This window comes from Buttiauxella sp. BIGb0471, assembly GCF_024807715.1.
Lineage (GTDB): Bacteria > Pseudomonadota > Gammaproteobacteria > Enterobacterales > Enterobacteriaceae > Buttiauxella > Buttiauxella agrestis.
The window spans coordinates 504,880-518,754 of record NZ_JANUEU010000002.1 but is presented as its reverse complement, the minus strand read 5'-3'; the positions used below and the strand labels follow the sequence as shown (position 1 = coordinate 518,754).

Below are 13,875 nucleotides of genomic sequence, written 5' to 3'. Positions count from 1 at the left end.
AAAATTATTTATTTAGTTGGAACAGCGACATACCCTGCATATCACTAAAGGCTTTGTAAGACGCCTGAAGCGCTGCCTGCTGCATCACATAAGAAGAAATCGCTGAGTTCCAGTCCACATCAACCAGGTCGCTCATTTGCTGCGCCTGACCCAAAGCGCGGTCACTGCCTAGCTCATCCAGTTTATCCAGTTCACTCAATTGCGTACCCAATTCTGCACGAACCGTCAGCACATTGTTCAGGGAGTTTTTCAACCCACGGCTGGTTTTATCGATTGCGGCAGTTAAATCTGCTTTGCCTGCATCATCTAAGCCTTCGGTTGGTGTTCTCAGGGTTTTAATGGCGGAGTCCAGCATGTTGAACAAGTTGGTTTCCGAAGTGCCATTCCCAGGCTCTGGCACCGCATTGCTGGTGATGGAGTTGAATATTTGCGTGCCGGTATGGCCGATAGTCATGGTACGCGCCGCATCAACACTTTGAGATACAGGCGTATCGCCACCTTTATAAGTGACGCTTCCGGCTGTACCGCTAAACGGTGCGGCTTCGGTTTTGTAACCGGCAAAAATATAGCGCCCGTTGCCATCAGTGCTGTTGGCCAGGTTCATTATTTGGTTGCGGATACCTTCCAGATCGGTCGCCAGAGACGCACGGTCATCATCGCTTAATGTGCCGTTATTGGCATAAACGATTTTTTCCTGCGCTGACTGAATCGCTGTTGTCACCTGCCCCAGCACGTTTTCTTCCAGTGAGACTTTCTGCGTGGCAAAAGTACGCGCCAAAGCATACTGGCTATTTTGTGCCTGAGCCTGAGACAGCACCACGGCTTGCGAAGCAGCAATCGGATCGTCAGACGGCTTAGTCACACGTTTACCGGTCGACATCTGCTCGCCATAACGCAACCATTCACTTTGTGAGTTGGTCACGCCTCGCATATTCTGCTGGTACATCATTGCGGTACTGATACGCATACGCCAGATTCCTTAATTAACGGATGGACAGTAACGCATCAAACAGAGTTGATGCCGTCTGAAGCACCTGGGCATTCGCCAGGTAATATTGTTGGAAACGCTGTAAGTTGCCGTACTCTTCGTCAAGGTTGACGCCAGAGATGGACTGCTGTTGATTACTTAGCTGCGTGACCACGTTATTTTGCGTCGTGCTGGTGACTTTCAGCGTGCTGGTTTTGTTACCCACATCGCTGACCAGACCTGCATAGGCATCGTTAAACGATTTATTACCGCCCACGACTTTAGTTTTTTGCAAATCCAGCAGAGCCTGGGCGTTACGGTTGTCGCTTTCACCTGCATCGTCTGCACCGGCTAGCGCCAGTTTGCTTTCGTCAGAAATCGCGACATCCATATTCACCACCACATTAGAAACGGGCTTCACGATAAAGGAGTCATTCTTCGCTGGTTGAGGAGCACCTTTGACCGCGATATCCAAACCATCAAATGCCAGCCCGGTCACTTTACCGTTGGCATCTTTGGTTGGGTTTGGATCGATCTTCGCGTTATCGGATAAGCGCGTCACCTGCCAGTCTGTGCCATCGAAAACCACTTTGTAGTCGCTGGCCTGCACTTTGCTGCTATCAGAAACTGTCGTCGTTAACTCGGTCTTCGTCGGGTTGTTGGCGTTGCTTAATACCGACGGGCCGCCGATGTTAAAGAAATCTTCGCCTTTATCACCATTAGCATCAAAACCCTTACCGTGCTGCTGGTTAATAGCATCAGAAAACGCCAGCGCCAGCTGCCCAAGGCGGTTACGAGCGCCGTCCAAATCTTGCGAGCGGAAGGTTAACATGCCGCCCAGCGTGCCGTTTTTCAGCTGATTCTCTGGGATTTCTGTCGTGCCCGAAACGGAATCAACATAAGCAACCGTAATGCGCGAAGGATCAGCGCTGGATGACACCGCCGCCAGCTTATTGGTTTTATCACCCTGAACCAGAGACAAGCCGTTGGCGATAGATACGTTATAAGTGCCGCCATCCTGAACGCTGACTTCTACGCCAACAATCTGGTTCAGCTCGCTCACCAACTGATCACGTTGATCAAGCAAGTCGTTTGGTGTGGCACCCGCACCCACGCCGGTTAAGCGCGAAATCTGGTTATTCAGATTCGCAATCTGGCTGGCGTAGTTGTTGATTTGTTCCACGCTGCTCTGGATAGCGGTATTCACCTGCTTATCCTGATCGCGCAGATACTGGTCCGTCACCTTAAATTGGTTTACCAGGCCATTGGCGTTGCCAATCAATGCCTGACGTGCCGCCGGATCTTCTGAGTTACTGACCAGCGTTTGCAAGCCGGTGAAGAAACTCTGCATGGTGGTCGCCAGCGTATTGGTGGTGCCAGACAAAATATTGTCGATTTTCGACATTTGCTGGTACTGAGTATTCAGACCACTGCTTTGGGTTTGCGCCGCACGCAGTTGGTTAGTGATGAACGCATCATATTCACGTTGCACACCGCTGACTTGCACGCCATTACCAATCCAGCCACCTGCGCCCAACGTACTTTGCGACTGCGACAACACGGTCGTCTGGCGGGTATAGCCTGTGACGTTATAGTTAGAAATGTTATTACTGACGGTATTCAGTGCCGCCTGGGCTGCACCCAGCCCACTCATGGCACTGTTAATCAGGCTACTGGACATGAAATTTCCTTAACGCGTTTATCACGATTCCTGTCAGTTAGTATCGGCAGTTGCTGGCGACACTTGAGGGTTTAATGAAGGCTATTTAGAACAAATTGGATAAGTCATTGCTGTACGCTTTTGCGACCTTCTCACCCATCGCTTTCATCTGCTGAATCATGCCCGTCAATTTGCGAGCATAGTTTGGATCCGTAGCGTAACCCGCATTCTGCAAGGCTTGAGCGCCCTGCTCTGCGCTGTTGGCATTGGTCACGGCGGCGTAGCGTGGGTTGCGTGTCAGCAAGCCGACGTAATCAGAAAGCGCTTCCAGATAAGAGCTGTAAACGCGGAATTTGGCCTTTACCTTTTTCGCCTCACCGTTTTCATACTCGGTGGTGGTGATCTCAGTCACCGGCCCTTTCCAGTTGCTGCTGGCTTTCACGCCAAACAGGTTAAAGCTCGGCTCGCCTTTTTCCGTCAGGATTTGACGCTGCCCCCAGCCTGACTCCAGCGCAGCCTGCGCCAGAATCAGGTGGTGCGGAATACCGCTTTGCTCACTGGCCAGGCGTGCCGGTAATGAAAGCTGCGCCAGGAAGTCTTTGCTATCCCCTGTTAGCGGCTCTTCGTTAGACGGCGCTTTCGGGATGGCCTGGCGTACCATTTGCGTTAACGCCTGGTTCTGGAAGCTGGTGACAGTTTGCATATCAAACTTCATCGGCACTTTGCCTGCATCTTCCTGCGGATCAGCATTACCGCCCATTTGCTCAACCATCATATCGGCCAGCCCAAGGCCTTTGGCACTGAGCTGTTGCGCGATTTGCTGGTCATAGATGCTGGTGTACATCCGTGTCTGCTCGCTGCTAAATAAGCCATCTTTTGGCAGCGCTTCACGCATGCTTTTCAGCATCATCTGCACGAACATCCCTTCCACCTGGCGGGCAACGGATTTCATATTGCCTTTAGGATCTTGCCCGGTTTTCGCTTTCAACTCGTTAAGAGAATTAGCATCCCATGCCGCATTCGCCAGTGACTGGGTATCGTTAAGCATCAGATGATTTCCACTTTGGCACGCAGGCAACCCGCGGTTTGCATAGATTGAAGAATCGACATCAATTCCATTGGCGATGCGCCCAGCGTGTTCAATGCCCGAACAACGTTATTCAGGTTTGCGCTGGCGTTAACCCGTTGCAGCGCCCCGCCATTCTGACGCAGGTCGATTTGCGTTTGCGGCGTGACCACCGTTTGGCCGCCACCAAATGGCGTATCCGGTTGGCTTACTTGTGCCTGGCGATTCACCGTAACTGACAAGTTCCCCTGCGCCACGGCGCATGTATCGAGCGTCACTTCCTGGTTCATCACCACCGAACCGGTGCGTGAGTTGATAATCACTTTTGCATCCTGAGCAGGCATGTTGACTTCGAGATTCTGAATATCTGCCAGCAGCCGCACCTGCGAACTGTTACCGGTTGGCACGCGAATTTGAATGGTGCGAGCGTCAAGCGCCGACGCACTGCCATAGCCACGCGAGCGGTTGATGGTGTCCGTGATTTGCTGCGCCAGAGTGAAATCGTCATTGTTCAGTTGCAGGCTGATGATATTACCGGAGCCAAAGGTGCCCGGTAATTCACGCTCAATAACCGCGCCGTTGGTGATGCGCCCGCCGTTAAGTTGGTTCACCTGAACGCTGCTGCCACCCGCAGAGGCCCCAGCGCCGCCTACTAAAATATTCCCCTGTGCCAGGGCATAAACCTGGTTATCAACACCTTTTAACGGCGTCATTAACAATGTGCCGCCACGCAGACTTTTGGCGTTACCCATCGAAGAAACCACTACGTCGATATTCTGCCCTGAGCGTGCAAACGCCGGGTACTTCGCCGTGACCATGACCGCCGCAACGTTCTTAAGCTGCATGTTGGTGCCCGCCGGAACGGTGATCCCCAGCTGCGAAAGCATGTTGTTTAACGTCTGAGTGGTGAAAGGCGTCTGGGTCGTCTGATCGCCCGTTCCATCAAGGCCGACGACAAGACCATAGCCAATCAGGGAGTTTTCACGCACGCCCTGAACCGTCGTCAGGTCGCGGATACGATCGGCCTGTGCCAGTGTCGCCACCAGCATCAGCAATCCGAATAAATATTTGGTCATGTGTTCCTCGCTTACATCGGCGATAAATTAAGGAAGAAGCGTTGCAACCAGCCCATGTTTTGCGCTTCGTTGATGTAGCCGTTGCCGACATACTCGATACGCGCATCCGCCACCTGGGTTGATGACACGGTGTTGGTGCCACTGATGGTGCGAGGATTCACCACGCCGGAGAAACGAATAAATTCGGTGCCCTGGTTAATGGCAATCTGTTTTTCACCCACGACGTGCAGGTTGCCGTTCGCCAGCACCTGATCCACCGTCACGGTCAACGTTCCGCTAAAGGTGTTACTGGCGTTCGCCCCACCTTTACCGTTAAAGCTGTTGCCGCCACCGGCATCGACGTTCGCCCGGTTGTTACCGAACAGGCCTTCGAGATAGCGCGGCGTGACATCAAATCCAAAGTTTGTTTTGCCATCGCGGCTGGCATTTGCCGAAGAACTCTTACTGGCGTTGACATTTTCCTGGAGCACAATGGTCAACGTGTCACCAACGTTACGTGGGCGGCGGTCTTCAAACAGCGGTTGATACCCATAGTTCACCGGTTGCGCCGTCTGGAAAATAGAACCATTAATTAACGGTGCAGGGCCAGGCACTGGCTGGGCGGTCGTCGCACCTTCCACCAGCGGTTTAGTTGGTATCAGCGCACAGCCACTTGTAGCGAGCACCAGACACATCACGACAGGACGAAGAACCATTGGGTTTTGCATTGCTTTCATCTTCAGGTCATTCAGATAAAGACAGCCGGTGCGCAAAACGCACCGGCAAACGCCTTACAGTTGCGTCAATTTTTGCAGCATCTGATCGGTTGTAGAAACGGCTTTAGAGTTGATTTCGTAAGCGCGCTGAACCTGGATCATATTCACCAGTTCTTCTGCAACGTTCACGTTAGAGGTTTCAACATACCCCTGATACAGCAAGCCCGCGCCGTTAAGGCCAGGCGTGCTTTCGTTCGGCGTACCGGAAGACTGGGTTTCGGCGTACAGGTTTTCGCCCAGGCTTTCCAGGCCGGTATCGTTCATAAAGGTGGTCAAATTAAGCTGCCCCACCTGCACCGGCTGCGCTTGCCCCTGCTGGGTCACACTCACAATGCCATCACGTCCAATGGTTATCGTCAGGGCATTCGCCGGAATGGTTATTGCAGGCTGAACCTGGAAACCACCCGCGGTGACTAACTGGCCGTTTTGATCCACCTGGAAAGAGCCATCGCGCGTATAGGCACTGGTGCCATCCGGAAGCTGAACCTGGAAGAACCCCTGGCCTTTAATCGCCACATCTTTGCTGTTATTGGTTTGCGACAGGTTGCCCTGGCTGTGCAAACGCTCGGTGGCTACGGGGCGCACACCGGTACCAATCTGCAAACCGGATGGCAGCGTCGTCTGTTCGGACGATTGCGCACCAGGCTGGCGAATGGTTTGATAAAGAAGATCTTCAAACACCGCACGTTGACGCTTAAAACCATTGGTGGAGACGTTTGCCAGGTTGTTGGCAATCACATCCATGTTGGTTTGCTGGGCATCAAGGCCAGTTTTTGCGATCCATAAAGAACTGATCATTTTGAATTCCTGTTAGTTTCGCGGCTGATTATCATGTCATCGACAACAGCTGATTCGCTCGCTGCTCGTTTTCATCCACGCTTGAAATAATTTTCATCTGCATCTCAAAACGACGAGCATTGGAAATCATGTCAGCCATGGCTTCTACCGGCTTAACGTTGCTGCCTTCCAGCACGCCAGGCATCAATGTGATGGATGCGTCAGCTTGCAACGTCGCGCCACGCGTGGCCTGAGCGGCGGCACTCGGTCGGAAAAACCCGTCATCACCGCGCACCACTTCCAGCCCGGTGGCTTTCACCAGTTTCAGACGGCCAATCGGTGCGACGGTATTGGGCTGGTCACCTGCGTTAAGAGCAGAAATGGTGCCATCCGCCGCGATAGTCAGCTCTGAACCCTGAGGTACGGCAATCGGGCCGCCTTCGCCCATCACCGGTTGCCCGCCGATGGTCAGTTGCCCGGCAGGACTCACCTGCATATTGCCGTTGCGGGTATAAGCTTCAGTACCATCAGCACTTTGTACCGCCAGCCAACCGTCTTGTTGCAGCGCAACATCCAGTGGGCGTTGGGTGTAATCAAGCTGACCTTGCGACATATCCACGCCTGGCGTTGAAGCAGTCACCAGGGTGCGCGTCGGCAAAGATAGCCCTTCCACCGGAACTGCACGCAAAGCGGTAAGCTGTGCGCGAAAGCCCGGCGTTGAAGCGTTTGCCAGGTTGCTGGCCGTCACCGCTTGTTGGCTCAGCGTCTGACTGGCCGCGCCCATGGCGGTATAAATTGCGTGATCCATTAAGCTATCCCGTCAGTGATTAGCGCAGGTTAACCAGGGTGTTGAGGATCTGGTCCTGGGTTTTGATGGTCTGTGCGTTGGACTGATAGTTACGCTGCGCGACAATCATGTTGACCAGTTCTTTACTCAGATCGACGTTCGAAGACTCCAGCGCACCGTTGGTCAGCGTGCCGAAGTTGCCAGAACCCGCGGTACCCAACAGGGCAACACCTGAAGCATTAGACGCAGACCACACGTTGTTGCCTTCAGAAGACAGGCCTTCCGGGTTTGCAAAGTTAGACAAAACAATCTGGCCTAACAGCTGGGTTTGCTCGTTGGAGTAATTGCCCACAATGCTGCCGTCTTCGTTGATCTGGTAGCTAACCAGGTCGCCTGGCTTATAGCCATTTTGATTCGCGGCAACAATATTGTTAGAACCGGTGTTTTGCTGCATGGAGTTCAGCAGGCTGAAGTTGAAGTTCACTGCCGGTGCGCCATTCAGTGCGCCTGTCTGGATGTTGAACTGCGGCGTGGTACTGGTGGTATCGAGCGTTTTGTCATTTGGGTTAGTCGCGTTGGCAACGGAAACATCATTAATCGTGCCGTTAGCATTGAAGTTGATGGTTCCTGCACGCACAGCTTTGGAGCCTGCCACGCTGCTGTCCTGGGTGTACATATCCCATTTGTTGTCGGCGGTTTTCACGTAGAACACGTTCATGTCATGGGTGTTACCCAATGAGTCAAAAACGGTGATCGAGCCTTTTTTGTTATACGTTGCTGAGTTTGTGGCATCAAAAGGACTCACGTCAGGCAGTTTGTCTGAGGAGTTCAGGTTGATTTGCATCGACGCTTGCGATGTCAGTTTCGCGGCCATCAGGGTATTAGGAACAGAAAGCCCCACCGGGTTTGCCCCTTCCTGAATGGTCGGCGGCGTGCCGGTTGCCGGGTAACCCGTCAACTGCATGCCCTGCATGTTCACCAGATTACGGTTTTCATCCAGTTTGAACTGGCCGTTACGGCTGTAATAAACAGAACCATTGGTATCGACCAGGCGGAAGAAACCATTCTGGCTGATAGCCACATCTAGGCCGCGCCCGGTATTGGTGGTGGTACCGTCGTTAAAGTCCTGGGTGATACCCGCAACTTTCACGCCCAGACCCACTTTCGAGCCTGCGAACATATCGGCAAACGAAACGCTGCCGGACTTAAAACCGTAGGTGGCGGAGTTGGCAATGTTGTTACCAATCACATCCAGGTTGGTGGCCGCAGCATTCAGGCCGCTGACCGCTTGAGAAAAGCCCATGTTTTACTCCTGCAAAGGGTTGGAGGCTTAGATAATCTGCCTGATATCGTCGAGGGTTGAGGTGCCGTAAGTACCGAGGTCGAGCAAGGTCTTGCCGTTACTGAGCGTGACACCGTTGACCAACGCAAAATTCAGCGGTTGAGCAACCAGTTGTGTCCCGCCATTACTGGCATTGATGGCAACGTTATAAGCGCCGTCCGGCACTGTCGTCCCATCGGTAGCGGTGCCATCCCACGTGAAGGTATGAACGCCTGCACTAAGCGCACCAATATCGAGCGTACGCAACACCTTGCCGGTGTTATCGGTGATGGTTGCGGTGACTTTATCCGCCCCCTGTTGTAACTCAACACCGAACGGCGTGGTCGCTTCACTGCCCGCCAGAATTTTGCTGCCGGGGATCATCACGCCATGGCCAATCAAGGCGCTGGCCTGCACAGACTGGTTGTTGGTCAACTGACCAGACACAGAACCGAGCGTGGTATTGAGTTTTTCAATGCCGCTCACGGTGCTGATTTGCGCCAGTTGGGTGGTCAGTTCGTTGTTTTGCAGAGGGTTGGTCGGGTCCTGGTTTTTCAGCTGCGCAACGAGCAGCGTCAAAAAGCTACTCTGTAGATCGGCAGCATTGTTCCCGGTAATGCTGCTATTACCCGATAAAGTATTAACACCACTGGTCGTGGTGTCGTTCATATTAACGGCGATGCCCATCAGTTACTCCTTTACTGACCCAAAGTCAGGGTTTTCAACATCATGCTTTTCACGGTGTTGAGCACTTCAACGTTGGCCTGGTAGCTGCGTGACGCCGACATGCTGTTGACCATCTCGCCCACGACGTCCACGTTTGGCATCCGCACATAACCTTTGGCGTCAGCCAGCGGGTTCCCCGGCTGGAACACCAGTTTGTCCGGCTCCTGGCTTTCTTGAATACCCGTCACCTTTACGCCACCCGTTTCAGCACCCGGAGCGGCATCAACCTGGAAAATAACCTGCTTAGCGCGATAAGGTTGGCCGTCCGGGCCAGTGGCGCTATCTGCGTTAGCCAGGTTACTCGCCGCCACGTTCATCCGCTTGGACTGCGCCGTCATTGCCGAACCGGCAATATCAAAAATATTCAGTAATGCCATCTATTAGCCACCCTGTTGCAGCACAGACATCATGCCCTTGATTTGGCCGCCGAGGACCGTGAGATCGGATTGATATTTCAGGCTGTTATCGGCAAATTGCGTACGTTCGCGGTCCATATCGACGGTGTTGCCATCCATAGATGGCTGGTCAGGAACGCGGTAGAGGAGATCAAGCGAAGGAGTGGTTTGTGTCGCCGCCGGAATATGGCGTGCGGAGGTGAGCGCGAGCGCAACACCGCTGCCTTCAGCCCGGCCTCTGTCCATCACTTTTTTCATTTCACTGGCAAAATCAATATCGCGAGCCTGATAGCCCGGGGTATCCGCATTGGCGATATTTGCGGCCAGAATTTCCTGACGCTGGGCACGCAAATTAATCGCTTCTTGCTGAAATCGCAGTGAGGCATCCAGTTTGTCTAGCATGTTCCCTCCGCATAATTAGGATTTGTCCGACAGCTTAAATCCCCTTACGCGTGCGTTATCGTTGGAATAGACACAAAATGCGTCGCTATTTGTCGCCTTGATCAATTCGGTGTGCGGTTAAAATCACTGCAACCTGAACAAGGAGAAGCGAGATGGCTGGACTAAAAACCTGGAGCACAATTGCCCTTTTACTGGCCTGCCCGCAGGCTTTTGCCAGTATTCTGGACGCACCATTGACCCAGTTTTTCCAGCAACGTCTGGTGGGTATAAGCGATGAAGTGTCGGTGATTGTAAAAACGCCGGATGCACAATTGCCTCCCTGCCCACTTCCCGATTTTTCGATGCCGGGCAATGGTCGTTTATGGGGCAATGTCAGCGTTCTGGCACGATGCGGTAACGAGAAGCGCTATATTCAGGCAGAAGTTCAGGCTACCGGGAATTACGTGGTGGCAGCGCTTGCACTGCCGCGTGGCACGGTGATCAACGAAAGTCAGGTGCAGCTCAAGCGTGGGCGTTTAGACCAATTGCCTCCGCGTGCAATGCTGGATATCAACCAGGCCAGCAGTGCAGTAACGCTGCGTGATATCGCACCCAATCAGCCCATTATGTTGTCCATGGTACGCCAGTCCTGGCGTGTGAAAGCCGGACAGCGAGTACAAGTCGTCGCAGCAGGTGAAGGTTTTAGCGTGAATAGCGAAGGCAAAGCGCTGAATAATGCGGCGGTGGCGCAGAATGCGCGAGTACGAATGGATTCGGGTCAGATTGTGAGCGGGACAGTCGACATTGATGGGAATATTCTGATTAACTTGTAATATTCAACGGGCGATTAAGAAGGCTATAAAGAATCTGCGGCGACTGCCGATAGTGTGTTAACAGATGATAGATATTGGCAGGCTCTCGTGCAGTGGGCCACCTCGATGAGGATAGAATAATGAGTATTGATCGCACATCTCCTTTGAAACCGGTAAGCACCGTACAACCGCGTGAAACGTCAGAAGCTCCGGTCCAAAAGAGCCGTCTGGAAAAGAGCACGACCCCAAACAGCACCAATGTGACACTCAGCGATGCGCAGGCGAAGTTAGTTCAGCCGGGCAGCGGTGATATCAATATGGAACGCGTTGAAGCACTCAAAACTGCTATCCGCAATGGTGAGCTAAAAATGGATACCGGCAAAATCGCCGATGCACTCATCCAGGAAGCTCAGAGCTATATATTGAGTAAATAATTGCATGAATCGTCTGTTAGAAGTGATGGATCAAATGACTGTGGTGCTCAACTCTCTCAAAGAGGTGATGGACGCCGAGCAGCAACAATTATCCGCAGGCCATGTAAATGGCAGTGCATTACAGCGCATTACCGAAGATAAAAGCTCGTTGCTGGCAACGCTTGATTATCTCGAGCAGCTTCGCCGTGCCGAACAAAATGCACATAACACAAGCAGCACGGATATCAGCCAGCGTTGGCAGACGATTACGCAAAAAACGCAACATTTACGTGATATCAATCAGCACAATGGTTGGCTATTAGAAGATCAGCTGGCGCGCAATGAAGAAGCGCTGGCAGTGCTCAAGCCGCATCAGGAACCGAATCTTTACGGTGCTGACGGGCAGGCGACGACGGTGAGTCGTGGCGGGAATAAAAAAATAACGATTTAGTCTTAATTTGCTGTCGGATGGCGCTTACGCTTATCCGACCTACGATGAACTTTTGCATCGTAAGGTCGGATAAGCGCAAGCGCCTTCCAGCAAATTTAGCGAGGCAGCGCCTTCAAAATCTTCATCGTCGCTTCAACATCAATTTCATCTTCCGAGAAAATCAACGTCGAACCCTGGAACGTGGTGACAGCCAGTTTTTTCAGCGTGCGCATTTCACCCGGTTTCGGGTCAGCTTTCGGACGAATGCTGTTCATCAGCGCGCCAACAGACAACACCGCATTCTCTTTATCAATCTTGGTTTCGGCTGGGACTTCTTCGCTATAGACCAGGAAAGATTTGATCGCAGTGATTTTGATGCGCTCGCCCGCGATATAGATGTATTTGCTATCAGGTTCTACTTTTACCGCATACGCCGACAAACCTTTATTGTTGGTCGTTGGCTCGAAAGTCACCGAAGCATCTTTCTTAATCAGATCTGGATTGGCGACCTTAATCACATGAAAATAACGGTTGTCGCCATTTTCATCTTTGATAAAACCGAAACCTTTGTCTTCAAACCAGGTTGTGATTGTTCCGTGCATCGCTATTACCGCCTAATTAATCGTTCAATATGTCAAATTTTGCAGCGCGCAGTTTAATGCACAATGCATTGGCTACAAAGTCCGTTTACTACAGGGTCCGTCGCGCAAAATCTTTCACGCGGAATCCTAACACCGTGAGCGTGGCAAAATACGCCGCAATACCCGCGACAACCACAGCCATCAGACGCAATAAACGGTACGGCATAGTGCCAATATCCCACGCAGGCATAATGTGCATCACGCCAAATAACACCGCAGCCATGACAATCACACCGGCAAACAGACGCCACAAGAAGCCACTCCAACCCGGTTGTGGGTGGAAAATATCGCGTTTACGCAGTTGCCAGTATAGCAGGCTGGCATTCAGGCAAGCCCCGAGACCAATCGACAGCGACAGCCCGGCGTGCTTGAGCGGGCCGATAAACGCCAGGTTCATCACCTGGGTCATGATAAGCGTCACGATGGCAATTTTGACCGGCGTTTTGATGTCCTGCCGCGAGTAAAAACCGGGTGCCAGCACTTTCACCACAATCAGCCCCATCAACCCGACGGAGTACGCCACCAGCGCACGTTGCGTCATGGCCGCATCGAAAGCAGTGAATTTACCGTACTGGAACAGAGAAACAGTCAGCGGTTTTGCCAGAATACCCAGCGCAACGGCACTGGGTAGCGCCAGCAGGAAACATAAACGCAGCCCCCAGTCCATCAGGCGCGAGTATTCGTCGTGATTGCCGCTGGCAAAACTTCTCGCCAGAGACGGCAGCAAGATAGTCCCTAACGCCACACCCAGTACGCCGGAAGGAAACTCCATCAAGCGGTCTGCGTAGTACATCCAGGAAACGGAACCGGACGCGAGGAACGAGGCAAAAATGGTGTTGATGATCAATGAAATCTGGCTAACGGAAACCCCAAGAATGGCCGGTCCCATCTGCTTAATGACGCGCATCGCGCCGGCATCTTTCAGATTCACACGCGGTAAAACCAGCATGCCAATCTTTTTCAGATGCGGTAACTGATACGCCAGTTGCAAGACACCGCCAACGGTTACCGCCCAGGCCAGCGCCAGAATCGGCGGGTTAAAATGCGGCGCAGCAAACAGCGCAAAACCAATCATGCTGAGATTTAAGAAAGTTGGCGCAAATGCAGGCACCGAGAAACGGTTCCAGGTATTAAGAATCGCACCACATAAAGACGCCAGCGAAATCAGGAAGATATACGGGAACGTAATACGCAACAGGCTGGAGGTCAGCGCAAATTTGTCGGCAGTGTCGGCAAAACCGGGCGCCGTTACCAGAATTACCCACGGCGCGGCAATCATCCCGATAACCGTCACGACGGCCAGCGCCAGGGTCAGTAAACCGGAAACATACGAGACAAACACGCGAGTGGCATCTTCGCCCTGTTTGCTTTTGTACTCAGCCAGAATCGGGACAAAGGCTTGCGAAAAAGCGCCTTCCGCAAAAATACGGCGCAGTAAATTTGGTAATTTAAACGCGACAAAAAAGGCATCCGTCGCCATTCCTGCTCCAAAAACCCTTGCCACAATGGCGTCACGTGCAAATCCGAGCACGCGAGAAAACATCGTCATCGAGCTGACGGCTGCCAGCGATTTTAAAAGATTCATTTATTATATGGTTCCACAAACATCAACGCCTGCTGGGCAGGCGTTGTTAAGGGACATTTCGTAGGCGCGTAGTCTACCGATAC

At 52.5% G+C, this 13,875-nt stretch carries 16 protein-coding genes; 3 read left to right on the top strand and 13 right to left on the bottom strand.

What is annotated here, in order from left to right; genetic code table 11:
• Nucleotides 1-4: 4 nt before the first annotated feature.
• The 11 genes from flgL to flgB form a co-directional block, all read right to left on the bottom strand.
• The gene (gene flgL, locus M2371_RS08955) at nucleotides 5-967 is read right to left on the bottom strand and encodes a flagellar hook-associated protein FlgL (protein WP_172894848.1); all 963 of its coding nucleotides are present in this window, start codon (nucleotides 965-967) and stop codon (nucleotides 5-7) included.
• 16 nt (nucleotides 968-983) lie between these two features.
• Complete coding sequence (gene flgK, locus M2371_RS08950; RefSeq protein WP_259267490.1) at nucleotides 984-2,648, bottom strand: flagellar hook-associated protein FlgK; 1,665 nt, start codon at nucleotides 2,646-2,648, stop codon at nucleotides 984-986.
• 85 nt (nucleotides 2,649-2,733) lie between these two features.
• Nucleotides 2,734-3,675, bottom strand: a complete 942-nt coding sequence (flgJ, locus tag M2371_RS08945; protein ID WP_034494523.1) for a flagellar assembly peptidoglycan hydrolase FlgJ — start codon at nucleotides 3,673-3,675, stop codon at nucleotides 2,734-2,736.
• Nucleotides 3,675-4,769 (bottom strand): flagellar basal body P-ring protein FlgI, encoded by a 1,095-nt coding sequence (locus M2371_RS08940; RefSeq protein WP_172894851.1) that lies wholly within the window; start codon nucleotides 4,767-4,769, stop codon nucleotides 3,675-3,677. Before M2371_RS08940 ends, flgJ begins: the two co-directional genes overlap by 1 nt.
• An 11-nt stretch (nucleotides 4,770-4,780) precedes the next feature.
• Entirely contained in the window at nucleotides 4,781-5,476 is a 696-nt protein-coding gene (gene flgH / locus M2371_RS08935) for a flagellar basal body L-ring protein FlgH (RefSeq protein WP_172896145.1), read from the bottom strand.
• Between the two features lie 63 nt (nucleotides 5,477-5,539).
• Nucleotides 5,540-6,322 carry a flagellar basal-body rod protein FlgG gene (gene flgG / locus M2371_RS08930; RefSeq protein ID WP_034494519.1) on the bottom strand — a complete coding sequence of 261 codons (783 nt, stop codon included), beginning with the start codon at nucleotides 6,320-6,322 and terminating at the stop codon, nucleotides 5,540-5,542.
• 31 nt (nucleotides 6,323-6,353) lie between these two features.
• The gene (locus M2371_RS08925; protein WP_259267489.1) at nucleotides 6,354-7,109 is read right to left on the bottom strand and encodes a flagellar basal body rod protein FlgF; all 756 of its coding nucleotides are present in this window, start codon (nucleotides 7,107-7,109) and stop codon (nucleotides 6,354-6,356) included.
• Nucleotides 7,110-7,128: 19 nt separating this feature from the next.
• Nucleotides 7,129-8,391, bottom strand: coding sequence for a flagellar hook protein FlgE (gene flgE, locus M2371_RS08920; RefSeq protein WP_259267488.1), 1,263 nt, complete (start codon nucleotides 8,389-8,391; stop codon nucleotides 7,129-7,131).
• A 27-nt stretch (nucleotides 8,392-8,418) separates the two neighbouring features.
• Nucleotides 8,419-9,096 carry a flagellar hook assembly protein FlgD gene (flgD, locus tag M2371_RS08915; RefSeq protein WP_172894854.1) on the bottom strand — a complete coding sequence of 226 codons (678 nt, stop codon included), beginning with the start codon at nucleotides 9,094-9,096 and terminating at the stop codon, nucleotides 8,419-8,421.
• Nucleotides 9,097-9,107: 11 nt separating this feature from the next.
• On the bottom strand, nucleotides 9,108-9,512 hold the full coding sequence (gene flgC, locus M2371_RS08910) for a flagellar basal body rod protein FlgC (RefSeq protein WP_034494511.1): 405 nt from the start codon (nucleotides 9,510-9,512) through the stop codon (nucleotides 9,108-9,110).
• Between the two features lie 3 nt (nucleotides 9,513-9,515).
• A complete protein-coding gene (flgB, locus tag M2371_RS08905) occupies nucleotides 9,516-9,932 on the bottom strand; it encodes a flagellar basal body rod protein FlgB (protein WP_259267487.1) in 417 nt (138 codons plus the stop codon).
• Nucleotides 9,933-10,084: 152 nt separating this feature from the next.
• Between flgB and flgA the strand changes: the two genes are divergently transcribed.
• From flgA to flgN, 3 genes are all read left to right on the top strand, one after another.
• Nucleotides 10,085-10,744 (top strand): flagellar basal body P-ring formation chaperone FlgA, encoded by a 660-nt coding sequence (gene flgA, locus M2371_RS08900; RefSeq protein ID WP_259267486.1) that lies wholly within the window; start codon nucleotides 10,085-10,087, stop codon nucleotides 10,742-10,744.
• A gap of 119 nt (nucleotides 10,745-10,863) precedes the next feature.
• Nucleotides 10,864-11,157 carry a flagellar biosynthesis anti-sigma factor FlgM gene (gene flgM / locus M2371_RS08895; RefSeq protein ID WP_034494507.1) on the top strand — a complete coding sequence of 98 codons (294 nt, stop codon included), beginning with the start codon at nucleotides 10,864-10,866 and terminating at the stop codon, nucleotides 11,155-11,157.
• Nucleotides 11,158-11,161: 4 nt separating this feature from the next.
• The gene (gene flgN, locus M2371_RS08890; RefSeq protein WP_034494506.1) at nucleotides 11,162-11,587 is read left to right on the top strand and encodes a flagella biosynthesis chaperone FlgN; all 426 of its coding nucleotides are present in this window, start codon (nucleotides 11,162-11,164) and stop codon (nucleotides 11,585-11,587) included.
• Nucleotides 11,588-11,682: 95 nt separating this feature from the next.
• Here flgN and M2371_RS08885 read toward each other — a convergent pair whose 3' ends face one another.
• Both M2371_RS08885 and murJ read right to left on the bottom strand, forming a co-directional pair.
• Nucleotides 11,683-12,174, bottom strand: a complete 492-nt coding sequence (locus tag M2371_RS08885; protein ID WP_034494504.1) for a cold shock domain-containing protein — start codon at nucleotides 12,172-12,174, stop codon at nucleotides 11,683-11,685.
• 82 nt (nucleotides 12,175-12,256) lie between these two features.
• Nucleotides 12,257-13,792, bottom strand: coding sequence for a murein biosynthesis integral membrane protein MurJ (gene murJ / locus M2371_RS08880; protein WP_034494503.1), 1,536 nt, complete (start codon nucleotides 13,790-13,792; stop codon nucleotides 12,257-12,259).
• Nucleotides 13,793-13,875 lie beyond the last annotated feature (83 nt).

Bases quoted from the DNA above. Each gene is read 5' to 3' on its own strand.
- murJ (WP_034494503.1), bottom strand. From the start codon at position 13,792: ATGAATCTTTTAAAATCGCTGGCAGCCGTCAGCTCGATGACGATGTTT.
- flgM (WP_034494507.1), top strand. From the start codon at position 10,864: ATGAGTATTGATCGCACATCTCCTTTGAAACCGGTAAGCACCGTACAA.
- flgD (WP_172894854.1), bottom strand. From the start codon at position 9,096: ATGGGCATCGCCGTTAATATGAACGACACCACGACCAGTGGTGTTAAT.
- flgL (WP_172894848.1), bottom strand. From the start codon at position 967: ATGCGTATCAGTACCGCAATGATGTACCAGCAGAATATGCGAGGCGTG.
- flgK (WP_259267490.1), bottom strand. From the start codon at position 2,648: ATGTCCAGTAGCCTGATTAACAGTGCCATGAGTGGGCTGGGTGCAGCC.
- flgH (WP_172896145.1), bottom strand. From the start codon at position 5,476: ATGCAAAACCCAATGGTTCTTCGTCCTGTCGTGATGTGTCTGGTGCTC.
- flgN (WP_034494506.1), top strand. From the start codon at position 11,162: ATGAATCGTCTGTTAGAAGTGATGGATCAAATGACTGTGGTGCTCAAC.
- flgA (WP_259267486.1), top strand. From the start codon at position 10,085: ATGGCTGGACTAAAAACCTGGAGCACAATTGCCCTTTTACTGGCCTGC.
- M2371_RS08925 (WP_259267489.1), bottom strand. From the start codon at position 7,109: ATGGATCACGCAATTTATACCGCCATGGGCGCGGCCAGTCAGACGCTG.
- flgE (WP_259267488.1), bottom strand. From the start codon at position 8,391: ATGGGCTTTTCTCAAGCGGTCAGCGGCCTGAATGCTGCGGCCACCAAC.
- flgJ (WP_034494523.1), bottom strand. From the start codon at position 3,675: ATGCTTAACGATACCCAGTCACTGGCGAATGCGGCATGGGATGCTAAT.
- flgG (WP_034494519.1), bottom strand. From the start codon at position 6,322: ATGATCAGTTCTTTATGGATCGCAAAAACTGGCCTTGATGCCCAGCAA.
- M2371_RS08940 (WP_172894851.1), bottom strand. From the start codon at position 4,769: ATGACCAAATATTTATTCGGATTGCTGATGCTGGTGGCGACACTGGCA.
- flgC (WP_034494511.1), bottom strand. From the start codon at position 9,512: ATGGCATTACTGAATATTTTTGATATTGCCGGTTCGGCAATGACGGCG.
- flgB (WP_259267487.1), bottom strand. From the start codon at position 9,932: ATGCTAGACAAACTGGATGCCTCACTGCGATTTCAGCAAGAAGCGATT.